The organism is Melghirimyces algeriensis, from assembly GCF_900182565.1.
Lineage (GTDB): Bacteria > Bacillota > Bacilli > Thermoactinomycetales > DSM-45169 > Melghirimyces > Melghirimyces algeriensis.
Genome location: NZ_FXTI01000005.1, coordinates 124,652 through 145,894, shown reverse-complemented (window position 1 = coordinate 145,894; position 21,243 = coordinate 124,652). Strand labels below are relative to the sequence as shown.

Here is a 21,243-nt window from a genome sequence, read left to right as displayed (position 1 = left end):
ATAGTTATGGATGGAGCGACGGGTTTTGCTGTTACTGCACTCGTCAACATCTTGCTGTCCCTAGTCAGTATTGCTTTAAGCTGGTGGGTCTTGCAAAATATTCGTCTGGACTTGTTTCTACGGGATCCAAAAAGCATTCAGGCGAAAGTGTTGTATGTATTGTTGTCCATTATTCTGGGTCATGGTTTGGCCACGTTCCTCATCGATTATATGGGCTGGTCGAGAATGGTAGGCTCGCTCTTCGGCTAGAAGGGGAGTCACTAGGTATATCCTTTTCCTGTCATGTAAACAATGGTAGAAAAAGAGACAGGGAGAGGATGGACCATGATTCGCAAATGGATAACAATCCCTTTGTTGTTGCTTTTATCCATCTTTTTAATCGCTTCTTCGACAACCCCTCATGATGAAGAGAAACTGATTCGCACCTTTGATCGTACCGGGGCCAAAGTGAAAACGTATATGTTGCATTACGGAAGCCGGATCGAACAAAAGGTCTCTGGAGACGATGTGAAGGGTTTGGCACAGGATCTAGCAAATGAGCTGGAACTGGGGCCATTGCGTGTCAAAACCCTGGATGAAGGGACACGTTTTGAAGCGAAAGGAAATTGGAAACGAAACATTCAAGTGGAATTGACCGTTATTAACGATAGGCCTGATGCTCTTTTTGTGAAGCCATATATTGCCATTCGTGCTGAGGGACACGGTTTGGTTCGTACTCATCTGTTTGACGCCCGCAACCGTCTGAATCGGACGTTGCCGGAATTCGGTATTCAGTCCCGTGCCCATTTTTCCATTCAGGGAATGATTTCCGAATCGACTGGAAAGCGTGGACGGGGGCGGGAGCATCTGGTTCGTCAGGTTCTAAAGGACTTGGAGGCCAGTGAAGTTGAATCGATGCGGACGAAACGGATGACCAGTGTTTCTGCGCACACCCCTTTTTTTAATGGGGGGGTGAAAACCAAGGGTGGAACCATGAACGTTCAGGTGGCAGCTAAGGCTGGTGACAGGGACGATCAAGTGATTCTTACCTTGGGTACCCCGATCATTACGATAGAATATTAGCATTCTCGGAGGGAAGAGTCTTGGACAAAATCATTGTAAGAGGCGGCAATCGATTGAAGGGGCGAGTTCGAACACATGGTGCTAAAAATGCCGTTTTACCAATCATTGCTGCTTCTATTCTGCCTTCTCGGGGAGAAATTCTCATTCAGGATATTCCCATGTTGGAAGATGTGAAAACCATTACGCAATTGCTGTGCAGTATGGGAATCTATACCGAACTGGATGAGAAATCCGAAACCATTCGAATCAATGCGGAAACGGTGGAACAAACGGAAGCACCCTATGAACTGGTTCGAAAAATGCGGGCCTCCTTTTTAGTAATGGGTCCTCTTTTGGCACGGAAAAAACATGCCAGAATTCCTCTCCCTGGAGGTTGTGCAATTGGCAGTCGCCCCATTGACCAACATTTGAAAGGTTTGGAGGCAATGGGAGCGGAATTTCATATTGGTCAGGGTTTTATAGAAGGAACGGTGCCTGACCGTCTCCGGGGTGCTCGAATCTATCTGGACGTTGCCAGCGTGGGAGCGACGGAAAACATCATCATGGCAGCTGCGTTGGCCGAAGGACGCACGGTGATTGAGAATGCTGCCTGTGAACCGGAAATTGTTGACTTGGCCAACTTCATCAATGCATTGGGTGGTCATGTGCGGGGTGCTGGAACCGATACCATCCGGGTGGAAGGTAAAGACTTTTTACGCGGTGTGGAATACACAGTGATTCCGGATCGGATTGAGGCAGGAACCTATATGGTGGCTGCAGCGATTACCGGCGGGGAAGTCTTTGTTGAAGGGGCGATCCCTGATCATTTGAATCCACTGATTGCCAAAATGCGGGAGATGGGCGTAGAGATTTTGGAAGGGGAAAATGGTGTACACGTTCGTGCGGACCAGCCCCTGAAGCCGGTGGATGTGAAGACCTTACCCTATCCAGGCTTTCCGACAGATATGCAATCCCAGATGATGGCTTTGTTGATGACCGCGAAGGGAAATAGCATCATTACGGAAACGGTGTTTGAAAATCGTTTTATGCATGTGGAAGAAATGAAACGGATGGGCGCTAAGATGAAGATTGACGGTCGTTCCGTTCTGATCGAAGGCGGATATCCGCTGTCTGGCGCACAGGTGAAAGCAACGGATCTAAGGGCTGGAGCGGCCTTGGTTCTTGCGGGTCTGGTGGCGCAGGGAACGACAGAAGTGACAGAACTGCATCATATTGATCGAGGATATGTCCGGTTAGTGGAAAAACTGGCATCTCTCGGAGCGGATATTGAACGGGTTTCCGCAGATACCGGTAAAGAAGGGCTTGAAGTTCAGCAATCATATGCATAATTGAGCGATAAAAGGACAACTTTAGTCACTGTGGCTGAAGTTGTCTTTTCTTGTGGCAAGTTCTACTGGATTCTGTCTCCTCATAGACTATGTAAGAGGTTGTCCCTTCAGACGAACAACCACAGGGAGGCGGATCGTATTGCAAAAAAAGTTGCTTCTTATTGCAGTGGTGCTGATCGGAGTGATGGTTGCCGTACCAGCCATTTTGGTAAGCTTTGATCATGATGACCCGTTGGATGGGAAATCCCCTTCCGACCAGGATGAAGATATATCCTTAAATGCTGGTCCTGAGATAAAAGTATACCTGACCAAAGAAAAAAAAGTGAAAAAAATTCCGATGGAGCGATATATACGCGGAGTGGTGGCGGCGGAGATGCCAGCTGATTTTCATTTGGAAGCACTGAAGGCGCAGGCGCTGGCCGCCCGAACCTATATTGTGGATCGGCTTTTGCGTGGAGACTATGAAGATATGAAGGCGAGGGGAGGAAAAGCAACAAAGGCTTATGTAACCGATACAGTGGATCATCAAGTATACTTGACTGATGAGCAACTAAAAGAGAAATGGGGAGAGGATTACGAAACCTATTCGAACCGAGTGAATCAAGCTGTGAAGGATACAAAGGGACAGGTGATTCATTACAAAGGCAAACCGATCTATGCTGCGTTTTTTTCCACAAGCAATGGGAAAACGGAGAATTCAGAAGATTATTTTTCCACCTCCTATCCGTACCTGCGCAGTGTTCCTTCACCGTGGGATAAAGCATCCCCAAAGTACAAAGACCAAAAGGAATTTAAACTGAAAGAGTTTACGCGCCGTCTGACGGAATCGACGGGTAAACAGATATCTGTACCTGCTTCTGCGGGAAATGGGTGGATAAAGGTGACAGAACGGACAGAAGGAGGGCAGATCAGCAAAATCCAGGTGGGGGATCAGGTGTTTACCGGAAGACAGATTCGGGAAGCATTGGATCTTTCGTCCGCTGACTTTGAATGGTCTCTTTCTAATGGACAGATTACGCTGGTTACCAAAGGTTATGGACATGGGGTCGGGATGAGTCAATGGGGGGCCAATCTGTTGGCGAACCGTGGTAAGAAGGCAAAAGAGATTGTGCGTTATTATTATCAGGGGGTAGAGGTAACCCAAATGAATAAAAAGCTGGCTCGGAAAGAAAAGGGCTGAAATACTCTTTTTCGGGAGGGATGAATCGCAAGGTTCTCTCTCCCGTTTTTTCATGTAAAGTATAAAATGTTGGACTCCGGAAAGTAGTGCTGTATTCTGTTTTCCATAAAATCGCGGAGCGACTTCAATTCTTTTTTGGGATAAACATACTTGTATCGACCATAACGTCCCCACTTTTTTTCCCGTTCTTCATCATCCATGTTCAGTTTTGTTTTTGGGTAATGCTCCATGATAATATTTTTCGCAGCTTTGGTATAGCGATGGGAGATCAATTCAAAAGACAAGTGCTTCAAGGACTCTCCGGGAAGTTCTTCCCGAAGTTTTCTGAGAAGAGCGTCATAGCCTTCTTCCCAACCTTCAAAACGGATGAGCGGAGCGAGAATGAAACCGAGAGAATAACCGGCTCGGGCCACTTTACCTGCTGCTTCAATTCGTTCATGAAGCGGAGCTGTTCCCGGTTCAAAATGCTTGACTACATAATCCGCATTTAGACTGAAACGAAACTGAGTATGTCCATTGTGATCGGCATCCAATAAGGAATCAACAGTACTATATTTTGTAACAAAGCGCAATCTTCCCAATTCCTGCTTCCCCATGAATTCCACTGCCTTTTTTAATGACCCTGTAATATGTTCCACGCCCACCGGGTCGGACGTACAAGCTGCCTCAAAGCGTGTGATTTCTGGCTTGCGTTCCAGAATATACGCATGCGCCCTGTCAAATATATCGTCCAAGTTGACATAGACCCGGATATAGGGTCGACGCCCCATAGTGGTTTGGAGATAGCAATAGTGGCAATGCCCCATGCATCCTGTTCCCAGGGGAATGGCGTACTCTGCTGAGGGTTTGGATGGTTCAAATTTCAATGTCTTCCTTACACCGACGACCAGCGTTTTTTTGGCTGCCCGATATTTTTGAAGTTCTGACTCTCCCGGAATTCCACGTACTTGGTTGTGGGATGTGGTCTCCTTGATGGGAATGCCTGTATCCTTATACATTTCATAGATCTCTTTTCCCAAAGGATATGTAAGAGCATCCGGTTCAAAAAAAATGAGTTCAGGTTGGAACGGTTTCATTTGCTTCACCTCATATATATAAGATGAAGTGTTGCTTTTAAGAAAAAACCTGTTATTTTTTACCTTTTCAATGCGGGGTAGAATGTCAGTAAAAACGGCATGAATGAAGGAGATGCGATAAAAAATTGAATTTAAAAGTATCTTTTTTTTATGAAAAAAAATAATAATAACTATAATTTATTAGAAATCTTTCCATTTAATGATATATTAATAGTGAAACAGACAACATTTCCAAAAAAGGTGGGAGATTGATGAGCAACCATGTCTATGATCTTTTGGGTTTGGGTTTTGGACCGGCAGGAATTGCACTGGCGACAGCGATGAAAGATGAAGAAGAAGCCAATGGCAGATGGAATCAAGGAAATGTTCTCTTTCTTGAAAAACAGCCCAATTCGGAATGGCAACCGGAAATGCTTTTGCCCCGGACCGATATTCAACATCACTTTTTCCGTGATTTCGCCACTCCACGCAATCCGCGAAGCAAATATACCTTTGCAAACTATTTAAAAGAAAAGGATCGCATCTTTTCCTTTGGACTCATTGGTGGCACGCCTGGACGGATTGAGTGGTCTGATTATGTGAAATGGGTAGCTGAGCAAGTATCGGAAAATACTCTTTACAATCAGGAAGTTTTAAAGGTTGAGCCTGTTCGACAAGGAGATCAAGTCGACCGGGTAAAAGTGGTTGCCCGCGACCGTTTAAGCAATGAAAAAAAGGAATATGCAGCCAAAAACATAGTGCTCAGCACAGGAAGAAGACCCAATATTCCGTCAGCATTTTTGCCACATATTGGATCAGACATTTTTCATTCCACCACATTTAAAAGCCGAATCGTTTCCTTGGATAAAAATAAAAACTATACATTTACGGTTGTTGGGTCAGGGCAAAATGCGATTGAGATTATTCTTTACTTGGCCGATCAATTTCCTGACTCCCAGATCTACTCGATCAATCGAAATACCGGATTTCGTTTGTATGATTTGGGACATTTCAGCAATGAAGTCTTTTTCCCGAAATTCACGGATTACTTTTATTCTTTGTCCAAAGATCAGCGGATGGACCTTTTGAATGAGATTATTTTTACAAATTATTCTGCTGTTGATGCAGATGTCAGCCATGAGCTTTATTGGAAAGTATATGAGGAAAGTATCATGGGAAAAAAACGGATTCATGTGACAAAGTGCTCAGAGATTTCACACGTTAAACCGATGGATGAGAGGTATCAGTTAACCATCCGGGATAAATACAACGCCTCCGAACAGAACGTCATGTCGGATAAGGTGATCTTGTGTACAGGGTTTATGGAAGAAAAAATCCCCTTTATGCTTGAGCCATTACGTGAATATCTCTTAACGGATCAGGAAGGAGACTTATTGATTACGAAAGATTATCAGCTGGAAACGAAGAATCATTTTCAACCCCGGATTTTTGTCAATGGTTTGACGGAAAAGACGCATGGGATCAGCGATGCGGCTTCGTTCAGTATGATTGCGGTGAAGGCTGGAAGAATATTGAACAACTATAATCAAATGCAGCAAAAACAATGCTGTACGGGATCGGAGGGATTCCAAAATGACTTCGTCTCCTATTTTCCAAAATCATAAGCAAAAGCTTTCCCCGGTATGGCCCCACTTTACCCAAATTGAGGTCAGCCATGCGAAAGGGAGTTATCTGTTTGATTCCAGGAACCAGCCCTATTTGGATTTTACCTCAGGGATCGGTGTCACCAATATAGGGCATTGCCATCCCAGAGTGGTACAGGCAATTCAGCGGCAGGCCGAAAGGTTGATCCATGGACAGGCAACGGTCGTTTATCATCAACCGATGCTGGACCTGGTAACCGAGTTGGAAAAAGTGTTGCCGACTCACTTGAACAGCTTCTTTTTTGCAAACAGTGGGAGTGAGGCGGTGGAGAGCGCGCTGAAACTGGCTCGTCAAGCAACGAAGAAAACGAATATCATTGCGTTTCAAGGCGGATATCATGGAAGAACAGTAGGAGCCATGTCCCTCACTACCGCAAAAACCATTTATCGTTCACACTATCAACCGTTGATGCCCGGTGTTCATATTGCTCCTTACCCGGATCCGTTTCGATATCGGGGTGTTTCTCCCGAAGACCTGAGTGAATGGTGTCTTCAAGAACTGCAACACTTGTTAAGAACGCAAACGTCACCGGAAGAAACTGCGGCGATGATTATTGAGCCGATCTTGGGTGAAGGAGGATACGTCGTTCCCCCAAAAAACTTTCTGCCCCGTCTGAAAGAAATCTGTGAGCAGCATGGCATCCTCTTGATCTTGGATGAGATTCAGACGGGTTTTGGACGGACCGGAAAATTTTTTGCCTATGAACACTTTGGTGTGGAACCGGATATTCTTTTGATTGCCAAAGGATTGGCATCCGGAATGCCATTGAGTGGGGTTGTGGCAAATAGGCGATGGATGAATCATTGGCAAAAAGGATCCCACGGGGGAACCTATGGAGGAAATGCCCTTTCCTGTGCAGCAGCGGCGGAGACACTTCGGGTCATTCATGATGAACGGTTGTTGGCTAAGGCAAAAACGGCCGGCGATCGGTTGATGAATCGGTTGCGGGATACAGCAAAGTACTGTTCGTATTTAGGGGAGATTCGGGGACTGGGATTGATGATAGGTTGCGAATTTGTCGATTATTTGAATTATTCCAAACAATATATCGCAGAAAGGGTTCGTAAGGAATGTTTGAAAAAGAGGTTGATTTTGTTGACATGCGGGACGGAAAATCATGTGATTCGCTGGATTCCTCCGTTGAATATTACACCGCAACAGGTGGAGGAAGCTGTGAATATTTTTGAATGGGCATTGGATCATGCCCTCAAAGAGGGTGTATAAGGATGGTCAAGACAGCCGATTTTCTAATCGTTGGGGGAGGTGTGATTGGGAGTTCCATCGCCTATCATTTGGCACGCCAGGGAAAGCATCAGGTGTTGCTGTGTGAGAAAGGACGCCCACCAGGCATGGGATCAACCGCTATGTCAGGCGGATTGATTCGAATGCATCACACAAACCCCTACCAAGCTAAATTAGCATGGTCCAGTTATCCATACTTCCAGCATTGGAATGAAATCGTAGGGGGAGATTGTGCATTTCAAAAAACCGGTTTTTTCCAGATGATTGGCAAGGGGTATCAAGAACATGCGAAAAAAAACATCCGAATGCTGAAAAAACTGGGAATTTGCATCCAAATGCTTTCCCCGGATGATTTCATCCAAGCCCAGCCATTCTTTTCCCCGGAAGATATTGCTGTGGTGGCTTATGAGCCGGACAGTGGTTATGCTGACCCGGTTAAGGCGACGATGAGCTTTTTGCAACAGGCACAGCAAAACGGTCTTGGCATATTGGAAGGCGTCAAAGTCCATTCGCTGAAGACTGTTGGTGATCGAGTCATCGGTATCCATTCCAATGTGGGTGAGATTGAGGCAAAGGAGGTGATACTGTGTAACAACATCGATGCCAAACCTTTGCTTCAGTCCATAGGGCTCCATATCCCCCTTCAGTCCAAGAAGATTGGGATCTGTTTTTTTCAACCTTCGGAGGAAATCAGTCCGCCATTGGCAACCTGCATCGACGATACAATCGGTACCTATTTCCGAAGAACAGGAGATGGAAAAATATTGGTTGGCATTTCCACCAATCAGTTGAATGTAGATCCCGATACCCTGTCCCCTTTAACAATGGAGGATTTTCACGATGCCCTTCACTTGATGCAGCATCGTATTCCAAAACTGAGAAATCAGACGGTTTTTGCAGGGGGCCGTTCCAGCTTTGACAGCTATTCACCGGATAAACATGGGATTGTGGGCAGGTTGCAAGAGATCGAAGGTTTGTATGTTGCGACAGGTTTCAGTGGTGGTGGGTTTAAAATTGCTCCAGCATTGGGCGAATATATCGCTTATGAATTAATGGAGATGAAAGATCATGAAGATTTGCAACCTTATCGATTATCCCGCTTTGAACAAAACCGATGGATTCAACCAAAGTATCCCTATCGCCATATGTGAGGAGATGGTTTGATGCGTGCAAAATCAAGAGAGTCACATCCCTATTACATGTATGAAGAGATTCGTCTTCAACCGGATTATATCGAAAAATTGCTCCAAAACATTGAGGTAGCAACCGTGTTGGAATGGATCGCAGAGGAGATGGAAAGCAAACAACGGATTCTTCTGACCGGTTGTGGAACGTCCCAATATGTTTGTCTGGCCGGGGAGTCGATTGCTCACGAAATCTACCAAGGAAAAAAGGATATTCAGGCTGTTTCATCGTTTGAACTGTTGCATCATTGGGAGTTGGGAGAGTCTGATTTGGTGATTGGTGTCAGTCATTCTGGAAAAACACATATGACACTTCAGGCCCTAGATGTTGCGAGAAGCAAAGGTGCCACTACGGCAGGGATCTGTGGCTTTTCAGACAGTCTTTTAAAAGAGAAGGTTGACTACTTGGTGGACACGGGATATCCCTATGAAAAATCGTTGGCACACACCATCAGTTACACCTTAAGCACAACCGTTTTGTTGCTTCTCTTTGGGAAAAATCTGTTGTCAGGAAGTATGGAATCTCTTCCCGATTTGTTACGTCAGGCCCTGGATTTGGATGAACAGTTGCTGGATCAATCAAAAGGGATTGGAAACGAGGTGAATAACTGGATATTTGCAGGGTCAGGCTGCACGCTTCCTTTGGCCATGGAAGCTTCCCTGAAGATTGCAGAAACCAGCTATCTTTTTTCAATGGGCTTGGACCTGGAACAATTACTGCATGGACACCTGGTGATGTGTGATAGAAAGAGTCTGGTTGTGATGATTGACCCTCCCAACAGCAGCAGGGATCGGGTAAAGGAAGCCATACAAGCTGTAAAAGCCGTGGACGCTCAAACGATTCTTCTAACCTCAAAGCCTCACATATATGAGGAGATTTCGGCTGTTGCCCTGCCTTTATGTATCAGTCCCTTAAAGCCGATTGTACATGCCATACCGATTCAATTGATGGCTTATTATTCAGCTGTAAACAGAGGTCTGAATCCCGATTTGATCCGAAGAGACCAAGAGAAATACCGAAAGGCGAGACAGCTTTATGTGTAAATCAATCCCCCCTCTGCAACCTCTGAAGCTTTTAGAGACCGAGAAGCGATGCAAACCGAATCGTGACACTATCAGAGTGGGCGTTAGCGGGAATCTGGGAGGGCATACCAGAGAACTGTGCACAGGCTTTGCATTGGCTGTGGAAGACTGGATGGCCACTTTCCCCTCTTTCTCTGTAGAGGTTATTTGGCAAGAAGATCAGTTGGATGAATCCGCTCCCGGTTTAGCAGCAGATTGTCTCATTCAACAACAAGTGCATGCAGTTATTGGTCATCTAAGCAGTACCGAAGCCTTAAAAGCGGTCAAACGATACCAGGAAAAGCAAATCGCATTTCTGGCTCCGGCCACCTCACATCCGATGCTCACTTACCCCATGTACAAACATGTTTTACGTTTTTACGGTCGGGATGAAGGGTTGGCAAACCGAATGGTTTGCTTTGTCTCACAGTCATTGGGAGCGAAACGCGTTTTGATCATCAAAGAGGGGATTCAATATGGCCAGAGCCTATCAGCACTGCTTCAGCATCGGCTCAAGCAGATAGGGGTTCAGGATGTCCAAGAAACCGTGTGGGATGGTGATCCCATCGATATTTCTGAAGATATAGAAGCCATTCTATATGCTGGCAGGTATCAGGTTGGCAGTCAAGTACTGCGCTGGCTGAATCAACAAAAGGTTACAAAGCCCGTCATTATGGGGGATGATGCTTATATCGCTGAGCTGCCCATATTGGCGGGAGAAGCCGGAGAAAAGACTTATGTGGTATCCACAGATCATGATCCACTTCATCCGGATTTCCCAGCATTTCTACAACGATATCAATCCCGTGCAGGTTTGAAACCGGGAGCTTACTCCATTACCAGCTATCTGGCAACGAAGCTGTATCTTAAAGCAGCTGCAGAAGTTGGAGCAGAGAATACCCATGCGGTGATTAGCCGGATCTCCCTGAATGCGATGCACAATCACTCATTGATGGGGAAGCTCTTGTTTGACAGTCACGGCAACTGGATGAACTTCCCCTGGGCGGTTTATCAGATCCGGAATGGAGAGTTTGTAAAATTAAAGTAGGGAGGATCATTATGCCTTATGTTTTTGCCTATGGGATCAGTACAGACCCCGATCAAATGAAACGGGATCTAGGTGACGTTGACGGAATGGTTCGCGCGACATTGACCGATTATATCTATACATTTACGGGTGAGCATCCGGATTTTGATGATGGCGGAACATCCACGCTTGTACCGTTGAAAGGTGGACAAGTCCTCGGTGTTGCCTATCAGGTATCGGAAAATCGTTTGGAGGATCTGGTCAAGAACGGTCACGGGTATGTTCTCAAACAGAATCGGGCTTTGATTGAAGGCGTTGAAAGAAAGGTATATACGTTAGAACCCCAAATCATCCAACCCTATAATCTTCCTTCTGCGGACTATATCCGGAGAGTGAGAAAAGGTTTAAATAAACATTATCCTGAAAAAATGGTGGATTTATATCTTCGAAGAGCTTTGAAACGGACAAGTGAAGTCAAGTATAAATCGATTGATCGTCCAACCAGGGAAAAATTTAATCCAGAATATGGGGCGGACTTTCGCAGGTTATTTCCTTCCGGTTCTTCCCAATCCTCGCCTTTTGGTGCAGCTTGGGCGGTTTTAAGCCCAGGGAAGCATACACTTCCCCATTGTCATGATGAGGAAGAAGCATTTCTGTTTATGGAAGGAACGGGCACGATGAATGTGGATGAGCATCGTCTTCCTGTCTCAAAAGGGGATGTGGTTTATCTTGAGCCCTTCGCTGTTCATACCGTGAAAAACGAAGGGTCCAAGGATATGGAGATCCTTTGTATTTGGTGGGGAGAAACGTCCGAAAAATAAGAAAGGAGTGTGATGAATGTGAAAACCTATTTGGTTACGGCCACCCCTCCCACGACAAACGGAGATTTGCATGTGGGTCATTTATCGGGACCGTATTTGGCAGCGGATGTGTTTAGCCGTTATCAAAAAATGCAACAAAACCATGTTGTTTATCTCAGCGGTGGGGATGACCATCAAAGTTATGTTGTAACAACTTCCAAACGGCTGGGAACCAGCCCGGAAAGATTGATCAAAAAGCAGACGGAGAACATTTTATCCACCTTTCAAGCGGCAAACATTGAACTGGATGGATTTATAAACTCATTGGGGAATCGGGAGTACATCCAATTTGTCCAGAACTTTTTCCTAGAAATGTATGAAAAAGGGCTCCTGAAAGAAAAAACAGAACCGATCCACTATTGTAATCAATGTCAAACCTATTTGTTTGAATCACATATTAAAGGGAAATGCCCTTACTGCTATGAAGTTGCGGCAGGAAACCTGTGTGAAGCCTGCGGTCGTGTGAACAGACCGGTTGAATTGATTGACTCTTACTGCAGTTCATGTGAATCTCCACCACAAATCACTCAATACCGCGGGCTTTTCTTACCCATTGATCAGTACCGAACAGCCCTTCAGTCATTTTATAACTCCAGAAAAAGTTGGCGTCCGCACTTAAAAGCTCTTTGTCAGTGGATTACAGATCAGCCCATTCCTGATTATCCTGTTACCTATCCAGCGGATTGGGGAATTCGGGTGCCTGTTCAGGGATTTGAAGATCAAGTCATCAATGTCTGGTTTGAGATGTATCCGGGACATATTTACTCCGCACTTCAATGGGCTCAATTGTATGATCATCCCCATCTAAACCCTACCAATAAAGATACCACATTTGTTCAATTTCTGGGCTATGATAACAGTTTCTTCAATGCCGTCTTACACGTAACCGCCAGTTTGGCATTAGATGGAAAATATATTTATCCGGACCATGTAATAACAAACGAATTCTATTTATTGGAGAATGAAAAGTTCTCTACAAGCAGAGGGCATGCCATTTGGGGACGGGAAATCTTCGAGGAAGTGCCATCGGATGCTTTGCGTTACTATCTGTGTCGCACCAATCCGGAATTTATGCAAACAAACTTTTCGAAGCGTGCGTTTGAACGTATGATGCAAAATGAGCTAAAGCCACTGGTTGAAACACTGGAGAGATTTGGTGATCTTCTTGATTCGGATTTTCCACATGGATTACTGCTGGAACCTCAAAAACTGGATTTGCAGACGAAAGGCTGTTTGGAATGGGTGAAAAAAGGGATGGAAACCTATTTGGATATTCACTCATTCAGCTTGTATCAATCAAGTGCTGTTCTTCGTGATTACAGTCAAGCGATTCAATCCTATTTTAACCGTTATGTTCTTCCCATGCGCTCTACAAATGTTACGGCTTATCGTGATCGCTTGATTTCAACCGGTTTTATGTTCTATGGTTTGGTTTATTTTGCCTATCCCATCATGCCGGAATTTTCGACCCAGCTGTGCAAATCTTTGGGGATGCCTTCACAGCCGCTTAAATGGTCTCACGTGGAAAGTCTTGAGCCGATTCCTCTTTCGTTTCATAAAGAGTGTATACCGTTTGGTGGTTTCAAGTGATCAATTGAAGGGGAGTTTAAGATGACGGTTCAGATTCTAAAATTTGGAGGAACTTCCCTCTTAGACCATCAGCGAAGGATTTCTGCTGTTTCTCAGGTGAAAAAGTCGTTACGGGCCGGTTTTACGCCTGTTGTTGTGGTGTCTGCCATTGGACGGAGGGAAAATCCCTATTCCACGGATCAATTGCTCAGCCTGCTTAAAAACCCGTCAGCAAGAAACTATACCCTCTTGGCAACATGTGGTGAGATTATCTCAGCAACATTGTTTTCCAACATGCTGGAGCGGGAACAGATTGATTCCATCTGCCTGACTGGCGGGGAAGCGGGCATCTTTACCACCCGTTCTGTGGTGAATTCGTCTGTGCTGTATGTGGACTCCACAGAGACCCAACAGCATATTCAAAACGGGTATGTACCTGTGATTGCAGGGTTTCAGGGGCGGAATGTTCTTGGAGACATTACGACGTTAAGCCGGGGTGGCAGCGATACAACGGCTGCTGCCATCGGTCTTTCTTTACATGCTGATGAAATTGTGTTGTTTACAGATGTTCCCGGTATTCTGACCGCAGATCCTCACATTGTACGGGAAGCGAAAGTCGTACCCCGTTTATCATATGAAGCTGCACGGTTGCTTGCATCCAAAGGAGCCGGTGTCCTTCATGAGGAATCGATCAGCTGGGCCTTTAAAGCTGGGATTCCGATGCGTATTACACGTTTTGATTGTTTTGACTCATCTCTTGGAACCTGGATTGGTGAGACGGTTCAACAGAATGGTAAAGACCCCTTCTTTCGTTTTTCCGTGACCAGTCAAGAGTACGAAGAAGGATATGCGCGAATTACGATTGTTTTTGAACCGCGAAACAGACCAGTAGATATGGAAGAGCTGCTTAAGGAGATACTTTGCAGGCATCGCGGGATCTCTTGTACACACTATGATGGATATGTAGAAATCATTGTCCCCACGCTTCAATGTGATGGTGTGATTTTCCTCCTTCACAATAAACTGACTGTATGGCAACAAGCTCATTAAAAACAGGAAGGAACGGGTTTCAACAGGTTTTGATCGATCTCAGTAGTGGAACGGAGTGTGAAATCCGCCCAGTTACAAATGAGAATTTAGGTTGAAAGCACGTTGAAAGCTTGCTGAATGACAGCGTTTCAGATGCGGGAGGGACAAGGATGGAAATCTACCAGCTCCGTTACTTTTTAACGATTGTAAAGTGTAAGAATTTCACCAAAGCTGCAAAACAGCTTCATATCACCCAACCGGCTTTGAGTAAACAGATGAAATGTCTGGAAGAAGAAATGCGACAGAAATTGCTATTGCGAACGCGAAAAGGGGTACAACTGACTCCGGAAGGAAAACTGTTAAAAAAGCATGCTGAAACCATCTTGATGGAGGTTGAAAAAGTGAACCAATATATAAAAAAGGAATCGGTTTAAGTCATGAATATTCTCCCCTTAGAATGAAAAGAGAAAATACAATAGGATGAAAGCCTTCCATTGTCGAAGGTTTTTTTTTGGTTTTCTCCCTTAGCTCTTCCCTCTCGATCCGGTTGAATCGATTTATACACGTAATGTGGTCTCATCTTTATTCTTGTATCACAAAACAACCTAAAGAATCATCCGTTTTTTTGTGTTGCAATTCAATTTTGGTGATACCAGAAGTGCAATGTAAAGACTCGATTCTATGAGGACATATATGATTTCTCGGCTGGTAAACTATTTAACATATCTAAGGGTTATGTCCGTTCAAGCATAAAAACATCGACCTGAACCTGCATCTATATTTAAAGACTATCATTGCAAATTTTTAGCCCAAGGGTTGGAAATGACCTTTTACAATCAGAAGATGAAAAAAATAGAGTTACGCGATCCGTTCAGTCTGCCCTTCCGTCAAGGAGGGCAGACTTATTCTATCTCAGAGTTCTTGTTTCTGATTCCGTGTATGTATGGGGGCAGTTGGCAGTGAACATCTATAGGAGATGCAATTTGGATATGGTTATGGCCTGAGGATTGTCAGGTAAAGCATCAACCTTACTATTTAATAGATGAAAAATATGGAAAAAGGTATGAATGAGGGATCTTGTGGTCACACTGGATTTTGAGGTGATAACCAAAATGAAACCAGAAGATCGAAAACCGACGGGTTCGGTTGAAAAAATTCCGCGTTTAAAATGGAAAAGACTGATGGCGAAGAAGTGGTTTTTTCCCGCCATCTACCTGGCAGTCGCAGCACTCATTCTAAGCCTGGTATGGTGGTATCAAAATGCTCAGGATATGGGTGTTACTAAACCCAATACCGGCTTGGAAGAGCTGAGGCAGGAGGAAACCACACCGGCAGATCAAACGGTAGAACAGATGAAGTTGCCGGTTAATTCCGATTCCAAAGCAAATCAGCAAAAAGGTTATTATGAGGAATCGGGTTCAGAAAAATCGAAAGAGGCTGCGTTGGTCCAATATGACAAAACATTTTGGCCGCATACCGGTCTTGATTTCACCCGTAAAGACGGCAAAAGCTTTGATGTTCTGGCTGCTGTCAGCGGGAAGGTGATCAAGGTGGAGGAAAACCCGCTTACCGGAAAACAGGTGGAGCTTAAGCATAAGAATGGATTGGTCACAGTGTACCAAAGCTTGTCCAACCCTCGGGTCCAAGTGGGCGACACCGTGGAACAGGGTGACAAAATTGCTGAAGCTGGACGAAATAAATTTGAGAAAGAAGCGGGGATACATCTGCACTTTGAAGTCAGAAAAGATGGTAAATCGGTAAACCCCGAATCCTATTTGAAAAATTGAATGCTATGTCGGTCGTTCCGCTCCATTTGGGAGCGGCCTTTTTTGTTTGGATAAAATTTGTATTCTCAGGCTCGTCAGGGCTTGTTAGATGAGAATAACCCCACAATCCGTTCATATAATGTATCAGACATTCGGATTAGGGAGGCGAGGGGAGTGCATGATTACATCAAAGAGCGGACAATCAGAATAGGGCGTTACTTTGTGGAAACCCGAAACACGGTCCGCAACATTGCAAAAGAGTTTGGGGTTTCCAAGAGTACAGTGCATAAAGATTTGACGGAACGGCTTCCCGAAATCAACTCTGATTTGGCGAATCAGGTAAAAGAAATCCTGGAGTATCATAAATCGATTCGCCATCTGCGGGGAGGAGAAGCAACAAAGGTAAAATATAAACTGACACGCCCACAGAAAGAAAAGAAAATGGAGACTACAGAGGTCTGAGCGCCCTGCGTCCGCACACCCCGTCCGCCATCAGGTTGAAAATTTGCCGGGATCGTTTTGAAAACCGATACATATTCATATAAAATCCGGTTGATCCCGGTTTTACATGCAAAAAAGATCCAGGGGGAAATAGCGAGGTTCCGCCTGGTTTCTGCTGAAAAAGATGGTTTGAACAAATGTAGACTTCGCTTCCTGATTGCGATATATTACATCTATGGAGGATTTGTCATTGGGTGATTTGTTTCGGGTTGGTTATAAATAACTTGTATGGCCTTTGAAAGGACAGGCTTTTAACTAAAACTAATGGCTGCTCGGAGAGGATAGCAATGCAGCAGGAAAAGAAACGGATCCGGGACGGTGAACCGGAACAAAAACAAAAAACAGATGAATTGCGTACAACGAAAGATTTCCGGTCGGAGACATCGGATACCGCAACCGAACCGATGAAGAAGACACCGGAACCTAAATCCACGCTTTCCCACGAGGAAGAGGGTTTGGGTTTTTCTTCCGAAGCGGCGGTTGAGGAAACAAATGAATCTACTATGACAGAAGCGCAAGAAGATACGGCGGATATGGATGAAAGAAAAGAGAATCCTTCTGAATCCGTTACAGGGCAAGATCCCGTTGGAAATAAGACGGAAGTTGAATCTGATGAAGGAGTACAGAAAGAACGGACAGACGTATCTTCACAAAAAAGGGATCACGAGGAAGTCATCAGTAATCAACTTCAAGAGAGACTGGATGAACATCCGAATACCCCGGAAAACACTTCTTCCGCAGAAAAGGGTTCTTCAGAAGAAATACAGGAAGTTGAAGATGGACAGAACTTGGAAGGGTCGAAACAGGAAGATGAAGATAGACTAGAGGTGGAACGGTCGAAGAAGGAAGACGAAGATCTGGAAGATACAGAAAACCAATCGGAATATCGCAAGCCGGCTGGTGTCTTGAAATGGACAAAAGCTGATGGAATCACATCCGATGAAGTGGAAGAGCTTTCTCCATCGGACGAGCCAGCATCCGATTCCAAAACAGAACCTCTAGAGGATGAGCAGTCAGCGTCTGAAGAAAAAAAGCGGAAACGTCCCCGTTGGATGATGTTCGTCTTTCTTTGGCTTCCTCTGTTGGCAGTAGCCGCCCTTGTCGGTGGAATATTAATCGGTTACAGTGTCATTGGAGAAGATCCCGTCGGTGAGGTATTTGATTTGGATATGTGGGAACACATTTACAATTTGATTTACGGTTAAATCCGTTCCCGCTTCCCATCCCTGGACGGTGGAGGCGGGTTCTTTCTTGATTTTGGCTTTTGGGCTGATATTGCATTTATTTGTTATGTTTTATCACATTGTGCTCATTGATTATACAAGCTCTAATGGATAGATGAAGAAGACACTCATGAAGAATGCTGGAAGACAAAAACCATTTGCGATCTTTTGTAAGGTGTAGTCGGTCGGAGGTGTCCATTTGTGATTGACAGAAATATTATCAGAGCGTTGGTGGTGGAGACCCCTTCTGCTCCTGGAAACTTGGGGAAAGTAGCTTCTGCCATCGGTTTAGCCGGTGTTGATATCGGAGATATTGAAACGGTTCAGGTGGGGCCTACTTCCACCATTCGCAACATCACCGTTCATTGTGATCATGAGGAACAACTGAATAAAGTATTGGATACGATTAACCAACTGGGGAACGGAATCCATCTTCATGCCGTCTCCGATGATGTGTTGCGGGCGCATGAAGGTGGTAAAATTCATATGAAGAGCCGTTTGGATGTTCGTTCTCTCGCAGATCTGCGCCGGGTATATACTCCGGGTGTGGCGGATGTGTGTCGTTTGATTCAAAAAGAGCCGGAGAAAGCTCGTTTATATACAGGAATTGGGAATAATGTTGCCATTGTAACAGATGGAACGGCAATTCTGGGATTGGGCGATGTGGGGCCTTTGGCCGGTATGCCTGTAATGGAAGGAAAGGCGGCTCTTTTTGATCGTTTTGTGGGTATCAGCGGGATTCCGATCCTTTTGTCGACAAAGGATCCGGATGCCATCGTTCAAACGGTAAAACATATCGCGTCCGGATTTGGTGGGATCTTGTTGGAGGATATTGGATCTCCCCATTGTTTTGAAGTGGAAGAGCGGCTGAAGAAAGAATTGGATATCCCGGTGATGCATGATGACCAGCATGGTACCGCTGTTGTAACGCTGGCCGCAGTCATTTCCGCATCAAGGCATACGGGTGTCAATCTGAAGGAGGCCGTGGTGGGCCAAGTTGGGCTTGGAGCGGCAGGGCTTGCCATTTGTCGGATGTTTATGGCTTATGGTGTTCGTCAGGTGATTGGAGCGGATAAATCGGAAGCAGCCAAAAAATATTTGCAAGATTACGGTGGAGAAACCATTGACAGTCTGGAAGAACTGATGGAACGATCCGACATCGTGGTAACTACGACGGGGGTTCCGGGGTTGATTCAGAAAGAATGGGTGAAAAAAGGGCAGATCATTCTTGCTCTTTCTAATCCCAAGCCGGAAATTGAGGCGGAAGCAGCGCTTGAGGCGGGAGCCGCTTATGCCGCTGATGGTCGTTCTGTCAACAATGTTTTAGGATTTCCGGGAATTTTCCGGGGAGCCCTGAATGCCAGGGCGAAAGAGATCACCCATGATATGCTGGTGGCAGCAGCTGAAGCGATTGCAGACAGCACCAAAAAAGGGGAATTGGTTCCACATCCATTGGACCCGCGTGTTCACAGTGTGGTTTCACAGGCAGTGGAAGCCAAGGCAAAAAGGAATTTGTGAAATAAAAAGCACCAGGGATGATCCCCGGTGCCTTTATTTGAACCCTCCATATATGGAGGGGTATTTTTATTGTAATGACAAACAATAACTTTCATACATCAAAGAAGGATTTCCTGATTCATATTGATGGTACAGCTTTTTTTTGAAGGTTCTTTTTATGGGAGATTTTCTTTGTGTTACAATCAAGTTGAAGTTTGCGGTTCGAATGGACCCATGAAAAGGGAAGGGATTCAGATGAAACTGGATATCACACAAATACAAAAAGTGATTCCCCACCGATATCCATTTTTATTGGTGGATCAAATCTTGGAATGCGAGATGGGTAAAAAAGCGGTGGGCGTTAAAAATGTGACGGTGAATGAGCCGTTTTTTCAAGGACATTTCCCCCAGTATCCTGTGATGCCCGGTGTCCTGATCGTTGAAGCTCTGGCTCAAGTGGGAGCTGTGGCGGTTTTGGGGATGGAAGAAAACAGGGGGAAAATCGGTTTACTTGCCGGTATAGAAAAGTGCCGTTTTCGAGGGCAAGTGAAGCCAGGCGATATATTGCACCTGGAAGTGGAGATGCTGCGTTTGCGTTCATCCCTTGGCAGGGGAAAAGGAGTGGCCCGTGTCAACAATCAGGTAGTTGCAGAAGCTGAACTTTTGTTTGCCTTTCAGGATCAGGAATAAAAATATGTAGATACCGATTGTTGGTTGGAACAAGCCCTGGTTGAAAGGGCTTGTTTTTGATTTTTTTGGAAAATAAAATCAAATAAGGGATTGCTTTGTTTTTTATTTGTAAAGAATTGGTTAAAAGGGGGTGAATTTTGGAACCTTGGGTAAAGGTTATCCGTTTTTTACAAGGGCTCATTTGTATTTCCCACGAATAATTCTTGGAGGGGATTGATATGAAAGTAGTAACCGTTGTAGGAGCCCGACCCCAATTTATCAAGGCAGCTCCCGTATCCCGTGCTCTTCGTCGTTATGGAAAAGAGATTCTGGTTCATACCGGTCAACATTATGATACATCCATGTCTCATATTTTTTTTAAGGAATTGAACATTCCGCATCCCGATTATCACCTAGGGATTGGTTCCAAATCCCATGGAGCTCAAACAGGTGAGATGTTGAGTGAAGTGGAACGTGTCCTGTTGACGGAAAAACCGGATTGGGTATTGGTTTACGGAGATACCAACAGTACCCTGGCTGGTGCATTGGCAGCATCCAAAATGCATCTTCCGATTGCTCATGTGGAGGCGGGCTTGCGCAGCTTCAATCGTCGGATGCCTGAAGAGATTAACCGAGTGTTGACGGATCAACTATCCACACTCCTGTTTTGTCCAACCACAACAGCTGTACAGCATTTATCTTCGGAGGGAATAACACGGGGAGTGTACAATGTGGGTGATGTCATGGCAGATGCTTTACAATTCAACCGGAAACTTGCCTTGGATCATTCCAACATTTTGGAACGGTTGGAAATCAAGCCGAAAGAATACCTGTTGGTCACCTTTCATCGTGCAGAAAACACCGATGTGGATCACCGCCTAGAAAACATCGTTTCTGCCTTAAATCATCTTTCCAAACCGGCTGTATTGCCGCTTCACCCCCGAACTCGAAATAAAATCAAGCAGTCTGGCTTGTCATTTACCAATCCCCGTTTAAAAGTGATTGAGCCAGTCGGTTATCTTGATATGATTCAGTTGGAAGCCAATGCATCCAAAATTCTGACAGATTCGGGAGGCGTTCAAAAAGAAGCGTTTTTACTGAATGTTCCTTGTATTACCATGCGTGATGAAACAGAGTGGACGGAAACCATTGAACAAAAGGCCAATATCTTGGTTGGATCAGATAAAAGGAAAATCGTCCAACATGCGGAACATTTCCAGGTAGATTTTTCTAATGTAAAACCGATCTTTGGGGAGGGAAATGCATCACAACGTATTGTGAAACATCTCATTAAACCACAGTGAACCACAAAGATGGAGGTTCC

Annotated in this window: 20 protein-coding genes; 19 read left to right on the top strand and 1 reads right to left on the bottom strand. The window is 45.0% G+C overall.

Annotated elements, in window-relative coordinates:
• Positions 1 to 6: 6 nt before the first annotated feature.
• The 4 genes from FN782_RS09055 to spoIID all read left to right on the top strand — a co-directional run bounded on the left by FN782_RS09055 (position 7) and on the right by spoIID (position 3,570).
• Complete coding sequence (locus tag FN782_RS09055; RefSeq protein WP_142505469.1) at positions 7 to 249, top strand: DUF1146 family protein; 243 nt, start codon at positions 7 to 9, stop codon at positions 247 to 249.
• 75 nt (positions 250 to 324) lie between these two features.
• Positions 325 to 1,062, top strand: coding sequence for a YwmB family TATA-box binding protein (locus FN782_RS09050; protein ID WP_185956172.1), 738 nt, complete (start codon positions 325 to 327; stop codon positions 1,060 to 1,062).
• 20 nt (positions 1,063 to 1,082) lie between these two features.
• Complete coding sequence (gene murA, locus FN782_RS09045; RefSeq protein ID WP_142505467.1) at positions 1,083 to 2,390, top strand: UDP-N-acetylglucosamine 1-carboxyvinyltransferase; 1,308 nt, start codon at positions 1,083 to 1,085, stop codon at positions 2,388 to 2,390.
• A gap of 139 nt (positions 2,391 to 2,529) precedes the next feature.
• On the top strand, positions 2,530 to 3,570 hold the full coding sequence (gene spoIID / locus FN782_RS09040; protein ID WP_142505466.1) for a stage II sporulation protein D: 1,041 nt from the start codon (positions 2,530 to 2,532) through the stop codon (positions 3,568 to 3,570).
• Between the two features lie 50 nt (positions 3,571 to 3,620).
• On the opposite strand, the gene splB is transcribed toward spoIID, so the two are convergent.
• Positions 3,621 to 4,646 carry a spore photoproduct lyase gene (splB, locus tag FN782_RS09035; RefSeq protein WP_142505465.1) on the bottom strand — a complete coding sequence of 342 codons (1,026 nt, stop codon included), beginning with the start codon at positions 4,644 to 4,646 and terminating at the stop codon, positions 3,621 to 3,623.
• A 251-nt stretch (positions 4,647 to 4,897) separates the two neighbouring features.
• Here splB and FN782_RS09030 point away from each other — a divergent pair, with 251 nt between their 5' ends.
• The 15 genes from FN782_RS09030 (at position 4,898) to wecB (ending at position 21,223) form a co-directional block, all read left to right on the top strand.
• Positions 4,898 to 6,250 (top strand): SidA/IucD/PvdA family monooxygenase, encoded by a 1,353-nt coding sequence (locus FN782_RS09030; protein ID WP_142505464.1) that lies wholly within the window; start codon positions 4,898 to 4,900, stop codon positions 6,248 to 6,250.
• Entirely contained in the window at positions 6,219 to 7,514 is a 1,296-nt protein-coding gene (locus FN782_RS09025; protein WP_142505463.1) for an aspartate aminotransferase family protein, read from the top strand. Before FN782_RS09030 ends, FN782_RS09025 begins: the two co-directional genes overlap by 32 nt.
• A gap of 2 nt (positions 7,515 to 7,516) precedes the next feature.
• On the top strand, positions 7,517 to 8,683 hold the full coding sequence (locus tag FN782_RS09020; RefSeq protein WP_185956171.1) for an NAD(P)/FAD-dependent oxidoreductase: 1,167 nt from the start codon (positions 7,517 to 7,519) through the stop codon (positions 8,681 to 8,683).
• A gap of 12 nt (positions 8,684 to 8,695) precedes the next feature.
• The gene (locus FN782_RS09015; RefSeq protein ID WP_142505461.1) at positions 8,696 to 9,760 is read left to right on the top strand and encodes an SIS domain-containing protein; all 1,065 of its coding nucleotides are present in this window, start codon (positions 8,696 to 8,698) and stop codon (positions 9,758 to 9,760) included.
• The gene (locus FN782_RS09010; protein ID WP_142505460.1) at positions 9,753 to 10,826 is read left to right on the top strand and encodes a branched-chain amino acid ABC transporter substrate-binding protein; all 1,074 of its coding nucleotides are present in this window, start codon (positions 9,753 to 9,755) and stop codon (positions 10,824 to 10,826) included. Before FN782_RS09015 ends, FN782_RS09010 begins: the two co-directional genes overlap by 8 nt.
• A gap of 11 nt (positions 10,827 to 10,837) precedes the next feature.
• A complete protein-coding gene (locus FN782_RS09005; protein WP_142505459.1) occupies positions 10,838 to 11,626 on the top strand; it encodes a cupin domain-containing protein in 789 nt (262 codons plus the stop codon).
• 18 nt (positions 11,627 to 11,644) lie between these two features.
• Positions 11,645 to 13,255, top strand: coding sequence for a class I tRNA ligase family protein (locus FN782_RS09000; RefSeq protein ID WP_185956170.1), 1,611 nt, complete (start codon positions 11,645 to 11,647; stop codon positions 13,253 to 13,255).
• A 21-nt stretch (positions 13,256 to 13,276) separates the two neighbouring features.
• Positions 13,277 to 14,284, top strand: coding sequence for an amino acid kinase family protein (locus tag FN782_RS08995; protein ID WP_142505457.1), 1,008 nt, complete (start codon positions 13,277 to 13,279; stop codon positions 14,282 to 14,284).
• Between the two features lie 149 nt (positions 14,285 to 14,433).
• Complete coding sequence (locus tag FN782_RS08990) at positions 14,434 to 14,697, top strand: LysR family transcriptional regulator (protein WP_142505456.1); 264 nt, start codon at positions 14,434 to 14,436, stop codon at positions 14,695 to 14,697.
• 678 nt (positions 14,698 to 15,375) lie between these two features.
• On the top strand, positions 15,376 to 16,050 hold the full coding sequence (gene spoIIQ, locus FN782_RS08985) for a stage II sporulation protein SpoIIQ (RefSeq protein WP_142505455.1): 675 nt from the start codon (positions 15,376 to 15,378) through the stop codon (positions 16,048 to 16,050).
• Positions 16,051 to 16,203: 153 nt separating this feature from the next.
• Entirely contained in the window at positions 16,204 to 16,491 is a 288-nt protein-coding gene (gene spoIIID / locus FN782_RS08980) for a sporulation transcriptional regulator SpoIIID (RefSeq protein ID WP_142505454.1), read from the top strand.
• A gap of 326 nt (positions 16,492 to 16,817) precedes the next feature.
• Positions 16,818 to 17,735 (top strand): DNA-directed RNA polymerase subunit beta, encoded by a 918-nt coding sequence (locus FN782_RS08975; protein WP_142505453.1) that lies wholly within the window; start codon positions 16,818 to 16,820, stop codon positions 17,733 to 17,735.
• Between the two features lie 219 nt (positions 17,736 to 17,954).
• A complete protein-coding gene (locus tag FN782_RS08970; RefSeq protein WP_142505452.1) occupies positions 17,955 to 19,271 on the top strand; it encodes an NAD-dependent malic enzyme in 1,317 nt (438 codons plus the stop codon).
• 234 nt (positions 19,272 to 19,505) lie between these two features.
• The gene (gene fabZ, locus FN782_RS08965; protein WP_246064903.1) at positions 19,506 to 19,940 is read left to right on the top strand and encodes a 3-hydroxyacyl-ACP dehydratase FabZ; all 435 of its coding nucleotides are present in this window, start codon (positions 19,506 to 19,508) and stop codon (positions 19,938 to 19,940) included.
• A 218-nt stretch (positions 19,941 to 20,158) separates the two neighbouring features.
• On the top strand, positions 20,159 to 21,223 hold the full coding sequence (gene wecB, locus FN782_RS08960; protein WP_142505451.1) for a non-hydrolyzing UDP-N-acetylglucosamine 2-epimerase: 1,065 nt from the start codon (positions 20,159 to 20,161) through the stop codon (positions 21,221 to 21,223).
• Positions 21,224 to 21,243: the final 20 nt, after the last annotated feature.